Origin of the sequence: Amycolatopsis thermoflava N1165 (genome assembly GCF_000473265.1) — a bacterium.
Taxonomy (GTDB): Bacteria; Actinomycetota; Actinomycetes; order Mycobacteriales; family Pseudonocardiaceae; genus Amycolatopsis_E; species Amycolatopsis_E thermoflava.
Map to the genome: position 1 here is coordinate 5,413,991 of NZ_KI421511.1, position 16,769 is coordinate 5,430,759.

16 protein-coding genes are annotated in these 16,769 nt (G+C 71.6%); 7 read left to right on the plus strand and 9 right to left on the minus strand.

The genetic code is table 11. The features are described 5' to 3' along the window. Nucleotides 1–17 precede the first annotated feature (17 nt). From AMYTH_RS0126595 to AMYTH_RS0126610, 4 genes are all read right to left on the minus strand, one after another. Nucleotides 18–2,252 (minus strand): FtsX-like permease family protein, encoded by a 2,235-nt coding sequence (locus tag AMYTH_RS0126595; protein ID WP_027932817.1) that lies wholly within the window; start codon nt 2,250–2,252, stop codon nt 18–20. Next, nucleotides 2,249–2,923 carry an ABC transporter ATP-binding protein gene (locus AMYTH_RS0126600; protein ID WP_027932818.1) on the minus strand — a complete coding sequence of 225 codons (675 nt, stop codon included), beginning with the start codon at nt 2,921–2,923 and terminating at the stop codon, nt 2,249–2,251. Before AMYTH_RS0126600 ends, AMYTH_RS0126595 begins: the two co-directional genes overlap by 4 nt. Beyond that, on the minus strand, nt 2,920–3,444 hold the full coding sequence (locus tag AMYTH_RS0126605; RefSeq protein ID WP_027932819.1) for a PadR family transcriptional regulator: 525 nt from the start codon (nt 3,442–3,444) through the stop codon (nt 2,920–2,922). The genes AMYTH_RS0126600 and AMYTH_RS0126605 overlap by 4 nt, the downstream gene beginning before the upstream one ends. Nucleotides 3,445–3,693: 249 nt before the next feature. Continuing rightward, nucleotides 3,694–4,053, minus strand: a complete 360-nt coding sequence (locus AMYTH_RS0126610; protein WP_027932820.1) for a VOC family protein — start codon at nt 4,051–4,053, stop codon at nt 3,694–3,696. 105 nt (nt 4,054–4,158) lie between these two features. Between AMYTH_RS0126610 and AMYTH_RS0126615 the strand changes: the two genes are divergently transcribed. Continuing rightward, nucleotides 4,159–4,614 (plus strand): CGNR zinc finger domain-containing protein, encoded by a 456-nt coding sequence (locus tag AMYTH_RS0126615; protein ID WP_027932821.1) that lies wholly within the window; start codon nt 4,159–4,161, stop codon nt 4,612–4,614. 251 nt (nt 4,615–4,865) lie between these two features. Here AMYTH_RS0126615 and AMYTH_RS0126620 read toward each other — a convergent pair whose 3' ends face one another. Beyond that, on the minus strand, nt 4,866–6,152 hold the full coding sequence (locus tag AMYTH_RS0126620; protein WP_027932822.1) for a DUF445 domain-containing protein: 1,287 nt from the start codon (nt 6,150–6,152) through the stop codon (nt 4,866–4,868). A gap of 29 nt (nt 6,153–6,181) precedes the next feature. On the opposite strand from AMYTH_RS0126620, the gene AMYTH_RS0126625 reads away from it, so the two are divergent. Further along, complete coding sequence (locus AMYTH_RS0126625) at nt 6,182–7,348, plus strand: pyridoxal phosphate-dependent aminotransferase (protein WP_027932823.1); 1,167 nt, start codon at nt 6,182–6,184, stop codon at nt 7,346–7,348. Between the two features lie 1,077 nt (nt 7,349–8,425). Here the strand turns inward: AMYTH_RS0126625 and AMYTH_RS0126630 are convergent. Further along, on the minus strand, nt 8,426–8,968 hold the full coding sequence (locus tag AMYTH_RS0126630) for an RNA polymerase sigma factor (RefSeq protein ID WP_027932824.1): 543 nt from the start codon (nt 8,966–8,968) through the stop codon (nt 8,426–8,428). Between the two features lie 288 nt (nt 8,969–9,256). Between AMYTH_RS0126630 and AMYTH_RS0126635 the strand changes: the two genes are divergently transcribed. Continuing rightward, the gene (locus AMYTH_RS0126635; RefSeq protein WP_228684971.1) at nt 9,257–10,051 is read left to right on the plus strand and encodes a hypothetical protein; all 795 of its coding nucleotides are present in this window, start codon (nt 9,257–9,259) and stop codon (nt 10,049–10,051) included. Nucleotides 10,052–10,462: 411 nt separating this feature from the next. Here the strand turns inward: AMYTH_RS0126635 and yczR are convergent, their stop codons facing one another. After that, nucleotides 10,463–11,884, minus strand: a complete 1,422-nt coding sequence (yczR, locus tag AMYTH_RS0126640; RefSeq protein ID WP_037322692.1) for a MocR-like transcription factor YczR — start codon at nt 11,882–11,884, stop codon at nt 10,463–10,465. Nucleotides 11,885–11,946: 62 nt separating this feature from the next. On the opposite strand from yczR, the gene yczE reads away from it, so the two are divergent. Continuing rightward, nucleotides 11,947–12,570, plus strand: coding sequence for a membrane protein YczE (gene yczE, locus AMYTH_RS0126645; protein ID WP_037324065.1), 624 nt, complete (start codon nt 11,947–11,949; stop codon nt 12,568–12,570). Here the strand turns inward: yczE and AMYTH_RS0126650 are convergent. Beyond that, on the minus strand, nt 12,562–13,089 hold the full coding sequence (locus AMYTH_RS0126650; RefSeq protein ID WP_017986344.1) for a Clp protease N-terminal domain-containing protein: 528 nt from the start codon (nt 13,087–13,089) through the stop codon (nt 12,562–12,564). The genes yczE and AMYTH_RS0126650 overlap by 9 nt on opposite strands. Next, entirely contained in the window at nt 13,089–13,298 is a 210-nt protein-coding gene (locus AMYTH_RS0126655; protein WP_020419540.1) for a helix-turn-helix domain-containing protein, read from the minus strand. Before AMYTH_RS0126655 ends, AMYTH_RS0126650 begins: the two co-directional genes overlap by 1 nt. A gap of 62 nt (nt 13,299–13,360) precedes the next feature. Here AMYTH_RS0126655 and AMYTH_RS0126660 point away from each other — a divergent pair, with 62 nt between their 5' ends. The 3 genes from AMYTH_RS0126660 to AMYTH_RS0126670 all read left to right on the plus strand — a co-directional run bounded on the left by AMYTH_RS0126660 (nt 13,361) and on the right by AMYTH_RS0126670 (nt 16,728). Further along, on the plus strand, nt 13,361–14,107 hold the full coding sequence (locus tag AMYTH_RS0126660) for a protein phosphatase 2C domain-containing protein (RefSeq protein ID WP_027932828.1): 747 nt from the start codon (nt 13,361–13,363) through the stop codon (nt 14,105–14,107). A gap of 59 nt (nt 14,108–14,166) precedes the next feature. After that, nucleotides 14,167–14,793 carry a DUF998 domain-containing protein gene (locus tag AMYTH_RS45745; protein ID WP_037322694.1) on the plus strand — a complete coding sequence of 209 codons (627 nt, stop codon included), beginning with the start codon at nt 14,167–14,169 and terminating at the stop codon, nt 14,791–14,793. A 75-nt stretch (nt 14,794–14,868) separates the two neighbouring features. Then, nucleotides 14,869–16,728 (plus strand): multicopper oxidase family protein, encoded by a 1,860-nt coding sequence (locus tag AMYTH_RS0126670; protein ID WP_084022682.1) that lies wholly within the window; start codon nt 14,869–14,871, stop codon nt 16,726–16,728. Nucleotides 16,729–16,769: the final 41 nt, after the last annotated feature.

Genomic DNA, 16,769 nt, shown 5'->3' on the forward strand with positions numbered 1-16,769 from the left:
TTCCCGCCCGGAGCTCGTCATTCCGCTCGCAGCGCCTCCACTCTGGTGACCGCCCGGAGCGCGGGCAACGCCGCGCCGGTCACCGCGAATACCAGGGCCACCGCCGTCACGGCGGCGACACCGATGAAGCCCACGTCCACGTGCAGGCTGATGTCCGCGCCCAGCAGCCGCACGAGGAGGGCGCCGGTGCCGATCGCCACCGCCACAGCGACCACGACCCCGAACACCAGCGGAATCGCGTTCTGCCAGAGCAGCGACCGTCCCAGGACCGGCAGCGGCACACCGGACGCGTGCATCGCCGCGAAGGCCCTCCGCCGTTCGCTCAGCTGCCCGGCCAGCAGCACCAGCAGACTGACCGCCGCGATGACGAGTCCCAGCAGTCCGCCGGTGTAGAGCAGGCCGTTGACCGCGGTCAGGAAATCGTCTCCCCCGCCGTAGTACTCGTCTTCGCTATAAGCCGTCGCCTGCCACCCGAGCGGGCCGAGCGTGGCCCTGATCCGGTCCATTGCACCCGGCTCGCCTGGAGCGAGCAGGAGCTCGATCATCCGCCCGCCGCCGGGCAGGTGCTGCGCGCTCGCGGCCGACGGTGTGACGGCCAGACCGACACCGTGGGCGACGCCCGCGGCACCGGGAGAGGCGGTCGCCGCATCCGCGGGAACCGTGAACCGCACCTCGTCCACCCTCATGGTCGATCCCGGCTGCACGCCCGCCCCGGCCACGACGTACACGGCACCGTCGACACACCCTGATGTTCCGAAGAGGTGCTCCAGCACCGGACACGGCGCGACCAGCAACTCCACCGGCCTGCCGGTCCCGGGGCTCGCCGCCAGACGTTGGATCGGGTACGCGCCGACCAGCCCGGACGTCCCGTCGAGCAGGCGCATCGCCTCCGCTTCGGCATTGTCGGTGACGCTGAGATTCCCGGCGCCGGTGGCGGCCCGAGGGCGGTCCGCGTCCGCGGCGGCCGAACCGATCATCGTCTGCAGCGTGATGACCCCGGCCAGCACGACCACCACTCCTGCCGCGACACGGTTCGGCGTGCCGCTGTCGAGCTGCAGCCGTCGGACGGCCAGTTGCCACGCCGGGCTCCCGCCCCGGATCCGCCGCACCACGAAGTCGGTGATCCAGGGCATGACCGCGGGCACGCCGATCAGCAGCAACGTCGACCCGGCGAGCAGGAACGGCAGGGTGCTACCCGGACGGGACGACACCCCCAGGAGCTTGTCCGGCAGCAGCAGCACGACGCCGAGCGCGATCAGGACCAGCCGCCACCACAGCCGTCTGCGCTCCGACTTCGCGTTGCGCAGCACCGCGAGCGGTTCGACGACGAGCCGCCGCAACCCGAACCACGCCGGCCCGATCGCGAGCATGGGGACGAGCAGGGCCACCACCACCCCCAGTGGCCAGCCCGGCACGAAGTCCGGGCGGAAGACGGTGATCCCTTCGAACTCCAGCCCCGCGGCCGACCCGCGCACCGCGAGGTAGATGGCCAGGCTCAGCGCACCACCGGCCAAGGCGCCGGCCAGTGACTCACCGGCGGCGATCCGGTGCACCTGCCCGCGTCGCGCGCCCGCGAGGCGGAGCGTGGACAGCCGGCGCTCGCGCTCCGCACCGCCGATCCGACCCGCGGCGCTGAGCAGGACGAGCATCGGGATGAGCAGCACGACGACGCCGACGATCAGCAGGAAGATCAGCTGCGGGGACGAGGCGTCCGGTGCCGGGTCCGCCCCGAAACCGGCGACCGCGACTCCCCCGTTCGCGGCTCGGATGCCGGTGGCGCCGACGTAGGCGAACAACTCGTCCGGCCCGGCGAGCCCGTCCGGCGCGATGGCACCGACCACCCGCCCTGGGAACCGCTGCTGCAGCAACGGATCCACCGCGAGCCGCTCCGCGAGCGCCGGCGCAAGCACTGCTTCATCGGCTTGCGGAAGCGTGGCCAGACCGGGCGGAACCGGCGCATCCGGGCCTACAGGTTCCAGCCAGGTGATCGTCAACGTCCGGTCTCCCACCGGGGTGACGTCGGAGGACAGGTACAGCGACGCGGGCCCGTCCACGGTCGCCGGTTCGCGCCCGGCGATGCGATCGCTCCGCTCGCCCAAGGCTTTGGTGGTGCTCGCGAGCAGCAGGAGCATCGCCACCGACAGACCGATGCCGATCGTGGTCAGCACCAGGCGGGGCAAGTTGGCACGGAACGTCCGGCCGCCCCCGACGGCCAGCCGGAAGCCCAGTGCGAAGTCGTTGAGCCAGCTCACGGAACGGCCACCCGCTCCGGTGTCCGGCCGTCCCGGACGATGACCTCGCGGTCGGAGTACGCCGCGACCCGAACGTCGTGCGTGACCAGCACTACCGCGGTGCTCAGCTCCTTCGCCGCCGCCACGAGCAGGCGCATCACGCGTTCGCCGTTGAGGGAGTCCAGCGCTCCCGTCGGCTCGTCGGCGAAGACGACCTTCGGCGTGGTGATCAAGGCCCGTGCGATCGCCACCCGCTGCCCCTGGCCGCCGGACACCTCACCGGGCCGCTTGCCGGCGAGGTCACCGAGCTCGAACCGGTCGAGAGCCGTCCGCGCCGACGCCTCGGCCGGTTTGCGCTTCATCCCGCCCAGACGCAGCGGCAGCGCGACGTTCTCCAGGCACGACAGCTCGGGAACGAGCTGTCCGAACTGGAAGACGAATCCGAACTCGCTGCGGCGCAACGAAGACCGGTCTGCGTCGGACAGGCTTGCGAGGTCGCGCTCGCGGTAGACGACCTGGCCGTCGTCCGGCGGCATGATCCCGGCCAGGCAGTGCAGGAGCGTGGACTTGCCGGACCCGGACGGTCCCATCACCGCGACGATCTCCCCCGCGTCGATCTCGAAGTCGGCGCCCCGCAGCGCCTCGGTGGGCCCGAACGACTTGCGCAGCCCGGTGGCGCTGAGCAGGCTCATGCCCGCACCTGCCGGGCGAGCTCGTCGAGACGGGCCGCGGTCAGTTCGAGCCAGCGCAGGTCCGCTTCCAGGTGGAACAGCGCGTGGTCGCAGATCAGCGTGTCCGCGAGGTCGCCCTCAGCCTTGCGGCGGGTCAGCTCGCGCATGACCTTCAGGTGCGCGGCGCGCTGGGTGTCGAGCACCGTCGCCGCGTCCCGGCCGGACATCAACGCGAGCACAACCTTGGTGTACAGGGTGTTCTGCAGGTACGCCTCCGGCTTCTCCGGAGTGCTCAGCCACTGCTCGACGTCGGTGATCCCGGCATCGGTGATCGCGTAGCTCTTGCGCTCCGGACCACCGCCCGGCTCGACCCCGCTCTCGGTCACCAGCCCGTTGCGGAGCAGACGCGCCAGCGTGGCGTACACCTGCCCGTAGTGCAACGGCCGGTCATGCCCGAAACGCGCGTCGTAGGCGCGTTTGAGCTCGTAGCCGTGGCGCGGGCCCGCCTCAAGCAGGCCGAGAAGTGTTTGTCCGATCGCCATGGACAGAACTATACACACGGTGTACAGTCGCTGTCTATACACCCCGTGCATAGCAAGAACCCCCAGCGTGAGCGGGGTGACACAGGCTGAGGGTTCGAGCGGACGATCCGGCGGTCGCCTCTCGGCGGAAGGTGCGACACGACTCCAGCCGGACTGGTGTTCCGTGACGGCGATGAGGTGAGGCCCGGGGGACACGGACCGGATCGGCCACCCGGTCCAACAGAACCCCTCGACTAGATATTCAGGAGGTCAGCACGCACAGAGACAGAACGGGTGACCGGCCGGATCGGCGTAGACCCGGAACGTCGACGCCTGGTCGAGCATTTTCGCCCCCAGTGACAAGGCGCGACTGTGAGCCGCTTCGAGATCCGTGACGTCCAGGTCGAGGTGAAGCTGCTGCGGAACATCCTGCCCCGGCCACGCGGGCGCACGGTAGGACTCGACGCGCTGGAAGGAGACCCGCACTCCGTCCAGACCGTCGAGATCCACCCAGCTGTCGTCGTCCGCTTTCGGCTGCGGCAGGTCCAGCAACCGCGCGTAGAACCCGGCCAGTTCCACCGGATCCGGGCAGTCGAGAACGATCGCGCCCAGTTTCGGAACGGCACCCATGCGATTCCTCCCAGCATTCGAACGGCCAGCGAGCAGATAACCAGTGAAAGGAGTATGCAAGTTACGCGACACGTCCGCAACCACCGTCCGGCTTACACTGGTGACGTGAGCTCGACGGACGTGTCCCTCGTGGTGGATTTCCTCAACACCCTCGACGTGGAGGACGACACTGATGTGCTCACGAACGCAGCCACCTGGCGCGCCTGGAGTCACGAACGCGGGCTGGAAGCAAGCCCGGTGTCCGCGGCGCGGTCCGCCCGTACAGCCCTACGTGCTGCGGTCGGCGACACCGTGGACCCGCCGCCACTGGCGGTACCGGTCACGATCGAACTGTCGTCCGGTGGGCCGGCTCTGGTCACGCACGACGCGGTCGGTGCCGTGATGGCCGCGGCCGCCAGGTTGGCGGTGCTCGGGCAGTGGGCGCGGGTGAAGATCTGCCCGGCCGACGACTGCCGCTGGGCGTTCTACGACGAGTCCCGCAACCGCTCACGCACCTGGTGCTCCATGCAGGTGTGTGGCAACCGGGAGAAGGCGCGCAGCTGGCGCCAACGCCGGGCCTGAACACCCAGTGGAGTTGCCCACAGCAGGCCTGTGGACAACTGGTCCACCTGTGGACAACCCAGAAAGGTGCAGGTCAGCGCTTAGCCGAACGGCAACGCCACACGATTAGGGGCACCTGCTGTTCAGTTCCGCCTGCCGGTCAGGCCTCCACAGCCCTGGGGCGGCAGCCGGACGCGCTCGGATGCCACCAACGGCCGCGTTGCTCAGCGTCGCGCGTGCGCGTGGGGCGGAACCTTCGGAACGCGATGGGGTCAGAACAGCAGCTGGGCCACGGTGTAGATCACCAGGCCGGCGAGCGCGCCGACCACGGTGCCGTTGATGCGGATGAACTGGAGGTCCCGGCCGACCTGCAGCTCGACCTTCCGCGAGGTCTCCTCCGCGTCCCAGCGCTCGACCGTGTCGGTGATGATGGTGGTGATCTCGGTGGAGTAGTTGCGCACCACGTAGGCAGCGGCGCCCTGGACCCAACCGTCCACCTTGCCGCCGAGGCCCTCGTCGGACACCAGGCGCTCGCCCAGGTGTCGCAGGCCCTCGCGGACCCGGCGGCGCAGCTCGCTGGACGGGTCCTCGGCCGCGTTGAGCAGCATGCCCTTCGCGGTGCTCCACGCCGACCCAATCAGCTTCTGCACGTCGGGGTGGTCGAGGATCTGCTGCTTGACCTGCTCGGCGCGAGCCATGGTCTCCGCGTCGTTCTGCAGGTCCTGGGCGAACTCGCCGAGGAACTTGTCGAGGGCCAAGCGCATCGGGTGGTTGACGTCGGTCTTCACGGCCCACGCGAACGACAGCACCTCGCCGTACACCTTGTCGGCCAGCATCGCGTCGACGAACTTGGGCGACCAGCTCGGGGCACGGTCGGAAACCACGCGCAGCACGGTCGCGTGGTTGTCACGCACCCACTCGTACGCGCGGTCGCACATCAGGTCCACGAGCTTGTAGTGCGCGCCGTCGGCGAAGACCTGCTCCAGCAGCTTGCCCAGCGGCGGGCCCCACGGCTGCTCGACGACCCGCCGCACCACCGCCTGCTCCATGACGGCCTGCACGTCCTCGTCCTTGAGCACCGTCACGACACCCCGCACGACGGTGGCGAGTTCGGACGTGACCCGCTCGGCGTTCTCCGGCTTGGCCAGCCACTCGCCGAACCGCCGGGAGACCTGGACGCGCTGCAGCTTGTCGCGGACCACCTGCTCGGACAGGAAGTTCGTGCCCACGAACTCGCCGAGGCTGCTGCCGATCATGTTCTTCTTGCTGGGGATGATCGCCGTGTGCGGGATCGGCAGGCCGAGCGGTCGCCGGAACAGCGCGGTCACGGCGAACCAGTCCGCCAGCGCGCCGACCATGCCGGCCTCGGCGGCGGCCCGCACGTAGCCGACCCAGCCCGGCCAGCCTGCCGACTGCGCCCACGTCGTCAACAGGAAGATCACGGTCGCGCCGAGCAGGAAGGCGAGCGCCACCAGCTTCATCCGGCGCAGCGCCCGCCGCTTGCCCTCCTGGTCCGGGACCGGGGGAAGGCCGATGTCAGCGGGGGTCAGTTGCTCCACGACCCCATTGTCCGTGAGGATCGGCCATTATGCGCGAACCAGCTCTCGTACCCCGGCTGCGGCCGTTCACGTCGACCATCTTCGCGGAGATGACCGCACTCGCCGTGCGCACCGAAGCGGTCAACCTCGGCCAGGGCTTCCCGGACACCGATGGACCGTCCGGAATGCTCGACGCCGCGAAGAACGCGCTGTTCGGCGGCGCGAACCAGTACCCGCCAGGGCCAGGGCGGCCGGAGCTGCGGGCGGCGATCGCACGTCACCGGGCCCGCTACGGGCTGTCCTACGACCCGGACAACGAGATCCTCGTCACCGCCGGCGCCACCGAAGCCATCTCCGCGGCGCTGCTGGCGCTGACCGAGCCCGGCGACGAGGTCATCGTGATCGAGCCGTACTACGACTCGTACGCGGCGGCGGTCGCGATGGCGGGAGCGACCCGGCGGGTGGTCTCGCTCGTCGAGGGGGCCGACGGGCGGTTCGCGCTCGACCTCGACGCGCTGCGCGCCGCGGTGACCCCGGCGACGCGGGCGATCCTGGTGAACTCGCCGCACAACCCGACGGGAACCGTTTTCACGCGCGAGGAGCTGTCGGCGATCGCCGACCTGTGCCGCGAACGGGACCTGATCGCGGTCACCGACGAGGTGTACGAGCACCTGGTCTTCGACGACGCCGAGCACGTGCCGCTGGCCGCGTTCCCGGGGATGCGCGACCGGACGGTGTCGATCTCCAGCGCGGGCAAGACGTTCAACTGCACCGGCTGGAAGATCGGCTGGGTGTGCAGCAGCCCGGAACTGGTGGCCGCGGTGCGGGCGGCGAAGCAGTTCATGACGTTCGTGTCCGGCGGGCCGCTGCAGCCGGCCGTCGCGCACGCGCTCGACCACGAACTGGCGTGGGTGGAGTCGCTGCGGACCTCGCTGGCGGCCAAACGCGACCGGTTGTCGGCGGGCCTCGCGGCGGCGGGCTTCGCGGTGCGGCCGAGCCTCGGCACGTACTTCGTGTGCGCGGACGTGCGGCCGCTGGGCTTCACGGATGCCGCCGAACTGGCGTGGCAACTGCCGGAGCGGGTCGGTGTGGCGGCCGTGCCGGTGAGTGTGTTCACCGACAACCCGGCGGAGTGGCGGCACGTGCTGAGGTTCGCGTTCTGCAAGCGGGACGAGGTGCTGGACGAGGCGATCGAGCGGCTGCACAAGCTGGCCTGACCGCGGTTCGGTGGAACGGGGCGGCGCATCGGCGCGAAAGGCGAGCCCGGGCGCGATCGCAGGCGGTGGGTGCACCGCGAGGTTGCGGACGGGCGGGGCGCACCGGGGGTCGGGAGGCTGGAGCGCTGGGAGGCCCGCACAACCGGAAGGTTGCAGGGCACCGCAGCGCCGGGAGGCCGCCGCAGGGAAGCCGGAAAGCGGAAGGCCGCAGCGCCGGAGGCCACAGCGCGCAGAGCCGAGAGGCCCCCTGAGCCGAGAGCCGGAGCGTCGGGAGCTGCGGTGTCGGGAGCTAGGGCGTCGGGTTGCAACACCGAGACCCGGACTGCCAGGAGGCGCAGCATCCAGGAGCTGGAGCGCCGAAAGGCGGCAGCACCCAAAGCCGGCCCGCCGAGTGGCGCACCGCCGGGAGTGCCGCAGCGCCCAGAAGCTGTTGCGTCGAAAGGCGGCAGCACCCAGAGCCGGCCCGCGAAGGGCCGCAGCGCCGGGAGGCCCAGCGCCCCGGAGCCAGAGGGCCGAACGGCGGCAACGCCCAAAGCTGGCCCGCCGAGTGGCGGCACCGCCGGGAAGCAGCAGCGCCCAGAGGCGGGAGCGCCGAAAGGCGACAGCCCCCAGAGCCGGCCTGCCGAGCGGTCGCAGTGGCCTCAGCGCACGGAAGCCAGAGCGCCGAACGGCGACAGCGCCCAGAGCCGGAGAGCTGGCGCACCGGAAGGCGGCAGCACCCGTAGCGCCGGAAGCCTGCAACGCCGGGAGCCCACGGCGTCCTAAGGTCAGAGCGCCGCAGCGTCGGGAGGGCGGAGCGTCCGAAACCGAAACGCCGGAGTGCCAGCCGGGCCAGCGCGCGAAGCTGGAGTGCCGGAGCCGGAGTGCCGGCCGAGCCAGCGCGCCGAAGCCGGAGCCAGCGCGGCGAAGCCGGAGCCAGCGCGGCGAAGCCGGAGCCAGCGCGGCGAAGCCGGAGCCAGCGCGGCGAAGCCGGAGCCGGGGAGCCCGTCCAGGCGGTCGGCTGCACGCTGGGCTCCGGCACCTGGCGGCCGGAGTCCAGTGCGCCGCCGGGCCCAGCGAGTCGGCTCGGGTCCGCGCTCAGGCGTGGTCGTAGCCGTGGGCTTCCAGGTAGCGGCGGAGGCGGTCGAGGGCTCGGCGGCGGGTCGGGCCGACGCTGCCGATCGCGATGCCCAGCTCGGCGGCTATTTCGGCGTGCGTCGCTGGTGGGTCTTGCATCAGGAGTTCCACCAGGCGCCTCTGGGGGGCCGGTAGCTGGGCCACCGCCCGGCGCAGCAGCGCGTCCCGTTCGCCGGTCAGCACTTGGCGCTCCGGGGTGAGCTCGTCGGCCCGGTCGCACTCCGCCGGAATCTCCCGCCGCCTCGACTCCAGCACCCTCAGCGCCTGCCGCCGGGCCGTCGTCGCCAGCCAGGCGGGTAGGCGGGCCGGCTCCCGCAGCTCCCGCAGCTGCGCCAGCGACACCCACGTGTTCTGACAGACGTCGAACGCGTCGGCGTCACCGAGCCGGTGCGCCCGCGCCACTCGCAGCACCACCACCGACAACCCGCGCACCAACGCGGACCACGCACTCTGGTCGCCGCGCCACGCCCGGGCCAGCAACTCGATCAGTTCGATTTCGGTCATTGCACCCCTCGCGATCACCGGTCGCGATTCAGATGGCCCAACCCGCGCGAAAGCTCCCGAAAACCGCTGGTAGGCGAGAAGTTGAGTAAAACTACGCACACGTTGCGTGATCGCCCAACCAACAGACACTCGGAAGGCGGAATCAGGGTTCCGCCGTACGGGGCTGGATCGATCGCTTTCGAGGTGAAACACTCGCCACCGGCAGGAGAAATCAGGCTGGGATCAGCACACCTGATGACCAGGCCGGAAGAAACTTTCCGTAGTCGTTCGTGGACGGTGGTGGTGGCGATGCGCGACGCGATCAGCGCGCGCCACTCCGCGCGACCACTTCCGGTCGAACTCAAGCTGCTGCTCGCGGGCGGATTCGTGCTCGCGGGCTGGCTGCTCACCGCGGTACTGGGCGCGCCCTCGGCCGCGGCCGACGAGGCGCCGTCCGAACCGGACACCGTCGCCACGCAACAGCAGCCGAACCTCCTCGGCACGGTGACCGGACTCGTCGACGTCGTCACCGACACGGTGAACACCACACTTTCGGCCGTCACCGATACGGCGGAATCGACACTGACGACCGTCACCGAAACGGCTGACCAAGCGACGCAGCCGATCACCGGAATCGTCGACGAGACCGTCCAGACGATCACCCCCGGGACACCCGAGCGGTCCGAACCGGCCGAGACCGGAGCGGTGGACAGCGAGCCGGCCGTCACCGACCCTGCGCCCGCGCCCCCGGCTCCGGCCGAACCTCCCGCCCAGCCCCCCGCCGAACCGGCCCCCGCGCCCGTGCACGCCGTCACGCACCACGCTCCCGCCGTCAAGCAGGCAGAAGCGCCGGTTCAGGACCAGAACATTCCGGACCCGTCGCGCGCAGACAACGCCCCGCCGGCTCCGGCACCCACCGACCCGGGTGATCCCGGTGTCGTCATCACCGTTTCCCACGATCCCGGCAACGGCGGCCGCGACCTGCTGGCCGTCCTCGGCCCGCGTGCCTCCGCCGACCCGGTTCAGCCGATCGTGGGAGCGCTGACCAGCGGTTTCGTGGGTATGGGCACGGTAGCGGGCCTGCCGCCCACCTCGCCCGACTGACGCGAAACCCGTTCACACAGGCGACCCGCGTCCACAACAAGATCAACTACCGGGTCCACCCGGGGCACATCTCTGCCGCCCGAGGGCCGAATCCCAGACTTCCCGACCGGCCAACCGCGCCTGGCCGGATCGGGCGCTGGTCCCGGCGTCGCGATGCCCCCGCGACGCCGGGGCCCCACCGGGCACGTGTCGAGAGCTTCCGCTCACCGCGCCGAGCAGAAGCCCGATGCGCGCCTAGCCGCGATGACCCGCCGGCACGTCGAGGGGCGGTGCCGGCGGGTCACCGTGGAGCCCGGCCCGGAGCGATCCGGGCCGGGCGTCCCGCAGCCGGTGCGCTGGACGTCTCCGCCGAACTTCCTCCCTGGAGCGGCGGACGGACGACCAGCGCACCGGCTGTTCTTCCGGACCTCGTCACGCCACCGGCAGATCGTCCGCGGGCTGGACTCGCACCGAGGCGGCCGCCAGCGCCAGCCGCGTGACGGCGTCGGCGAGGCGGTCCGCCGGCTGTGCGAACGGGATCCGCAGCCAGTGCTCCAGCCCGCCCTGGGCGCTGAACCTCGAACCGGGCGTGATCTGCACACCGTGGTTGGCCGCGGCGATCGCGAGACGCGTGCTCATCGGTTCCGGCAGGCGGCACCACAACGACAAGCCACCGGACGGCACGCGGAACCGCCAGTCCGGCAGCTCCCGCCGCAGGACCTCGGTCAGCGCGTCCCGCTGGGAACGCAGGACTGCCCGGCGCGCGGCCGGATCCGGGTCGCCCGCGTCGAACAATTCCGCCAGCACCAGCTGCTCGAACACCGGCGACCCCAGGTCCGACGCGAACCGCGCCGAGGTCAGGCGCGTCACCAGGTCCTCCGGCGCCCGGATCCAGCCGATCCGCAGCCCGCCCCAGTGCGACTTGGACACCGTGCCGACCGTGATCGCCCAGTCCCCGGCGAACGCGGCCAGCGGCGGCGGCCCGTCATCACCCTCCAGGTCCAGCTCGACGAACGTCTCGTCCACCACCGCATGCGTTTGCGTCCGGGCCAGCAGCGCCCCCAGTTCCGCCCGCCCGGACGCGTCGAGGCGGTAGCCGGTCGGGTTGTGGAAGTCGACGATCAGGTACGCGAGCCGGGGCGCGGTCTGGCGCACCGCGGCCTCCACCCCCGCCAGGTCCCACCCGTGCTCGCCGAGCGCCACCGGCACCGGCGTCGTGTGCGCGGCGCGGACCGCGTCCAGGGCGTTCGGGTACGTCGGCTGCTCCACCAGCACCCGGTCGCCGGGGTGGGTCAGCATCCGCAGCACCAGGACGAACGCGTGGTGCGCGCCGTTGGTGATCAGGATCTGCCCCGGCGAGGTGGGCAGGCCGCGCGCGGTGTACCGGGCGGCGATGCGCTCGCGCAGGGACGGGAGGCCGGTGCCGGTGTAGCCGTGCCGCCCCAGCTCGTCGACCAGCAGCAGCCGGGCGCGGTCGACCGCGGCCAGCACCCCCGGGGCCGCCGGCGTCGCCGCCCTGACGAGGTCGATCGCCTGCGGCACGTCCGGCGACACGGACTCCGGCGCCCTCCCCCGCGGCTTGGTGATCCACGAGCCCGCGCCCCGCCTGCTGGCCACGAGTCCCGCGTCGCGCAGGCGGTCCAGCGCCGCCGCCACGAGGGTGCGGCTGACGTCCAGCGCCTCGGCGAGCTCCCGCTCCGAAGGCAGCCGGGTGCCGACGGGCAGCTGGCCGTCGAGGACGCCCAGCTCGATCGCCGCCGCGAGGTCCGCCGCCCCGTGACGCGAACCACTGCGACGCCACATTCCCAGCACAAGGGCCAATCTGCGGGCCGAAATCCGGCCGATGGGGTCCATGACAGCCAATTATCGCGGATTGGCTCTGGTTATCCAGTCCAACTGGCCGCAAAGTGGTCGCCGTGACTGCAATCGATCTTCGGCCGGTGCGCGTCTCCGTCAGCCCAGCGCGCCGGCTCACCCAGCTGATGGGCGGTCTCGCCCTCTACGGCACGAGCATGGCGATGATGACGCGCGCCGGGCTCGGCCTGTCCCCGTGGGACGTCCTGCACGAGGGACTGGCCGCACGCACCGGGCTCAGCTTCGGCACCGTCGTCGCCATCGCCTCGATTGGTGTGCTCGCGCTGTGGATCCCGCTCCGGCAGCGCCCCGGCCTTGGCACCGTGATGAACGTGCTGGTCATCTCGGTGACCGTCGACCTGGTGCGAGCCGTCCTGCCCGACCAGCACGCGCTGGGCTGGCAGATCGCGCTGCTGCTCGGCGGGGTCGTGCTCAACGCCGTGGCGACCGCGGTGTACGTCGGCGCCCGGCTCGGCCCCGGCCCGCGCGACGGGCTGATGACCGGGCTCGCCGCCCGCAACACCTGGTCCGTCCGGACGGTGCGCACCTGCATCGAACTCACCGTGCTGGCGGCGGGATGGTTCCTCGGCGGCACGGTCGGCGCCGGGACCGTGCTCTACGCGCTCGCGATCGGGCCCCTCACGCAGGCGCTCCTCCCCCACGTCACCTGGCGCGAGTCACGCTAGCGCCTGCCGGACCCGCCGCGCGTCCACGTCGAACCTGGCGAGCACGTCGGCGGCGGGTCCGCGCAGCGCGGTGAGCGCGAGCAGGATGTGCTCGCTCCCGAGTTCCTTGCCCCCCAGCGAAATCACCTCCTTCAGGCACACCTGGAGCACCTTCTTCGACTCGTCGGCGAACGGGATGTGCCGCCGCTTCCGCCCACCGGCGCCACCGGCGAGCGCGTTCGGTCCGTGCGCCTGCTCGACGCGGTCGAGAATCGCGTCGACGTCGATGCCGAACTCGCCGAGCGCTTCGGCGTCGGCCTCGGTGATCCCGCCCCGGCGGCGGACGCGCGCGGTTTCGGCGGCGACGTCGTCCAGCGCCACGCCGAACCCGGTCAGCAGGCGGGCGGCCTTGCTCTCCGGGAAGTGCAGCAGCGCGACCAGCAGGTGCAGCGGGTCGATCCGCTCCGAATCCAGGCGGATCGCGTCCTGCTGCGCCTCGACGACCACCTCGCGGGCGTCCGCGGTGAACTTCTCGAACATCACTGCCTCCCGTACTTCTTGTGCACGGCCTGCCTGCTCACGCCCAGCTCGGCCGCGATGTCCTGCCACGACCAGCCCTGTGCCCGCGCGCTGCGCACCTGCACGGCTTCGAGCTGTTCGAGCAGCCGCCGCAGCGCGGCCACGGCACGCAGGCCGACCTGGGGATCGCGGTCGCCCGCGCGGGCGGCCAGATCGGTTGCCTTCGTCATGACGTCAACCTACGTTGACACCGCCACCGTGTCAACCACGGTTGACGGCTAGGGTCGGACTGGTGATCCACGTGGCCGAACGGCCCGGCGTCGGCCTCGACGGCCGCCCGCGCCCCACCGAGGACCGCGTCGTGGTGCTCGACCGGGCCGTCGCGGTGCTCGACGGCGCGACTTCCGCCGACCCGGACCAGCCCTCCGGCGGCTGGTACGCCGAACGCCTCGCGGCGCAGCTCGAACGGGAACTGCCCGGCGATCTCCGTCCCGCTTTGGCACGAGCGATCGCCGCTGTGGCAAGGGAACACGGCCTGCGCCCCGGATCGTCCCCGTCCAGCACCGTGGCGATGCTGCGCTGGGACGACGACCGGGTGGACGCCCTGGTGCTGGCGGACAGCCCGATCGTCGCCTTTGGACAGTCGGCCGACGTGCTCGCCGACGACCGGCTGACCACTCTGCGCCGTGCGGGGCGGTTGCGGACGCAGCAGGCCGTGCGGGCGCTGCGCAACCGGCCCGGCGGGTTCTGGGTCGCCGAAGCCGATCCGTCGGCCGCGGACCACGCGCTGACCCGCAGCTGGCCGCGCGCCGCGCTGGACGCCGTCCTGCTCGCCACCGACGGGGTGTCCTGCGGTGTCGACGAATACGGCTTGTTCACCTGGCCCGAAGCCCTGCGGCTGGCCCGCGCCCGCGGTGTGGACGCGGTGCTCGACAGCGTCCGAGCGGCCGAGGACGGCGATCCGGACGGGACGCGGTGGCCGCGGGCCAAGCGCCACGACGACCAGGCGCTGGTGCTCGTCGAGTTCGGGCGACCCTAGGGGAAAGATCGGGGACTTCTCCGGATCTTCCGCGGGCCGCGCGGCGGAAAGCTGCTTCCATGGGGATTTCCGAAAGAGCCCGGCCCTGGCTGCTCGCGGCGAACGTGGCGATCGGCTGGGGACTGTTCACCGCCTTTATCCTGCACGTGGTCAGCGGCCGCAACCCCGTGTCGGACACCCTGTCCAGTTACGCGCTCGCCGAAGGCGGGGTCGGCCTGCTCGGCGCAAGCATGATCGCGATCGCCGTCGGGTCCGTCGCACTGCTGGCCGCGCTCAAGGCCGCGGGCCACCGGCTGAGCCGGACCACCCAGGTGCTGTTCTGGGCCTGGTCCACCGGGCTCGTCGCGGCCGCGTTCTTCCCCGCCAGCTACCCGGAAAGGTTCGACCCGGTGAGCGGGCAGATCCACGAATACGCCTGCGCCACCGCGTTCCTGAGCCTCGCCGCACTGGGCTGGACCCTGCCCGCCGGCCTGCGCACCCACCCCGCGGTCGTGCGGCTGACGCTGCTGACGCTCGGCGGTGTGCTGCTGTTCGGGGTGAGCTACCTGGTTCCGGGCGTGCTGCCCGTCGGGCTGAGCCAGCGGCTCGCGCTCGCCGCGGACGTCGGCCTGCTGATCACGATCGCCCGCGCGGTCGCGGTTCCGGCGCCGGTTCCGGCGAAACCGCGGGAGCGTGTATCCAGCTGACCCCCGGCGCCCTCTGTTCCAGCAAGGGCCGGGATGGTCCGGCCGAACTGGGGGCTTTCTGGGGGGAAAGACTTCATGACCGACGTCATCACGCAACCAGCAGCGACGCTCACCGGGCCGGGATTCGGCCTCACGAAGTTCGCCGACCCGCTGCGGGTGCCGCCGTTGATCCGGCCGCACTCCTGGTGGCACCAGGACGAAATCACCGTCAACATGGTCCGCTCGCGGGTCCGGCTGCACAGCCAGCTGCCGGAAACCGAGGTGTGGGCCTACGAGGGCCAGTTCCCGGGCCCGACGGTGGAAGTGCGCAGCGGCAAGCAGTTGCGGGTCAGCTGGAGCAACGACATCGACGGCGCCATCCCGGTGGTCGCCGTCCAGCAGCACGCCGAACTCGCCGACATCACCGCGCCGGTGCGCACGCCCGGCTGGCGCAACCCGGACGGCACACCGCAGCCGGGCGCCGAGATCATCGACGGCGTGTCCGCGCTGCCCGCGTGGACCGTGGTGCACCTGCACGGCGCGCGCACCGGCGGCGGCAACGACGGCTGGGCGCACAACGCGGTGCTGCGCGGCGCGTCCCAGCTCGCCGAGTACCCGAACGGCCAGCAGTCGGCCACGCTCTGGTACCACGACCACGCGATGGCGGTGACCCGCTTCAACGTGTTCGCCGGGCTCTCCGGGATGTACCTGATCCGCGACGGCGAGGAGGACGCGCTCGGCCTGCCCGCGGGCGACCGCGAGATCCCGCTGATCATCGCCGACCGCAACCTGGACACCGACCCGGCCACCGGCGCGCTGACCGGGCAGCTGCTGTTCAAGATCCCGTTCATCACGCCGGCCGGGCCTGACGGGCCGACGGTGCCGATCCCGTTCACCGGGCCGTTCACGCTGGTCAACGGGGTCATCTGGCCGTATCTCGACGTCGACGCGCGCTGGTACCGGTTCCGGCTGCTGAACGCGTCGAACTCGCGGTTCTACCGGCTCAACCTCGTCGACGAGACTGGCGCGGTGAACAACGACGGCGTCCGGATCATCGGCACCGACGGTGGTCTGCTGCCCGCGCCGGCCGCGTTCCCGGCGGCGGGCCTGGTGCTGGCGCCCGCGGAACGCGCGGACGTGCTGATCGACTTCAGCCGGTACCAGGGGCAGAACCTGATCCTGCGAGACACGCTGGCCGACCGGACCGAGCCGGACGTCATGCAGTTCCGCGTCGAGAACCGGGAACGGCACGACCAGTTCACGCTGCCCGAGGTCGTTTCGCGGTCGTACGTGCGGCTGCACCACGGGACGACGGTGCCGGAGGACCACGACCACGTCTTCGTCGCGCTGGTCCCGCCCGGCACCGCGGGCGAGCCGCACCCGCAAATGTGGGAACTGCAGGAGGTCACCGACCCGGCGGAGCTGCCCGCGCGGTTCCCGGCCGAGGGGTTCATCCAGCTCACCGATCCCGCGGACGGCGCGGTGCGCACCTTCCGGATGGTGGCGAGCCTGTTCGACGACACCACTACGTTCTTCATCGACCACGACCGGTGGGCGATCTGGAACTTCGTCAACCTGGGCGGCCCGACCCACCCGATGCACATCCACCTGGCCGAGTTCCAGGTCCTGACCCGCCGCGCCTACCCGCTGGACGCGGCCGGGAACGTGATCGGGTTCGACACGGCCGCCGGCGGGACGCCCGCGCCGCTGCCGGTGCCCGGTGCAGGCAGGCCGCTGGAGAAGTACGAAGAGGGCTGGAAGGACACGTTCCAAATCCAGGCTGGCGAATGGGTGAGCGTGGCCGGGCACCACACCGGGGCGACCGGCGAGTTCATGTACCACTGCCACATCCTCGACCACGAGGACGAAGGCATGATGCGGCCGTTCGTCGTGCACCCGCCCGAGGTGGCGCGGTTCCACGTCCACCCCGGGGCATCCCATGGGGGCGGTCACTGAGGTGACCGGCCGGCGGCGTCCCTGGGTGCGGGGCGCCGCCG

Excerpts from the sequence above, each read along its gene's own strand:
- AMYTH_RS0126600 (WP_027932818.1), bottom strand. The coding sequence starts at position 2,923 with ATGAGCCTGCTCAGCGCCACCGGGCTGCGCAAGTCGTTCGGGCCCACC.
- AMYTH_RS0126605 (WP_027932819.1), bottom strand. The coding sequence starts at position 3,444 with ATGGCGATCGGACAAACACTTCTCGGCCTGCTTGAGGCGGGCCCGCGC.
- AMYTH_RS0126610 (WP_027932820.1), bottom strand. The coding sequence starts at position 4,053 with ATGGGTGCCGTTCCGAAACTGGGCGCGATCGTTCTCGACTGCCCGGAT.
- AMYTH_RS0126625 (WP_027932823.1), top strand. The coding sequence starts at position 6,182 with ATGCGCGAACCAGCTCTCGTACCCCGGCTGCGGCCGTTCACGTCGACC.
- AMYTH_RS0126630 (WP_027932824.1), bottom strand. The coding sequence starts at position 8,968 with ATGACCGAAATCGAACTGATCGAGTTGCTGGCCCGGGCGTGGCGCGGC.
- AMYTH_RS0126635 (WP_228684971.1), top strand. The coding sequence starts at position 9,257 with ATGCGCGACGCGATCAGCGCGCGCCACTCCGCGCGACCACTTCCGGTC.
- yczR (WP_037322692.1), bottom strand. The coding sequence starts at position 11,884 with ATGGACCCCATCGGCCGGATTTCGGCCCGCAGATTGGCCCTTGTGCTG.
- AMYTH_RS0126650 (WP_017986344.1), bottom strand. The coding sequence starts at position 13,089 with ATGTTCGAGAAGTTCACCGCGGACGCCCGCGAGGTGGTCGTCGAGGCG.
- AMYTH_RS0126655 (WP_020419540.1), bottom strand. The coding sequence starts at position 13,298 with ATGACGAAGGCAACCGATCTGGCCGCCCGCGCGGGCGACCGCGATCCC.
- AMYTH_RS45745 (WP_037322694.1), top strand. The coding sequence starts at position 14,167 with ATGGGGATTTCCGAAAGAGCCCGGCCCTGGCTGCTCGCGGCGAACGTG.
- AMYTH_RS0126670 (WP_084022682.1), top strand. The coding sequence starts at position 14,869 with ATGACCGACGTCATCACGCAACCAGCAGCGACGCTCACCGGGCCGGGA.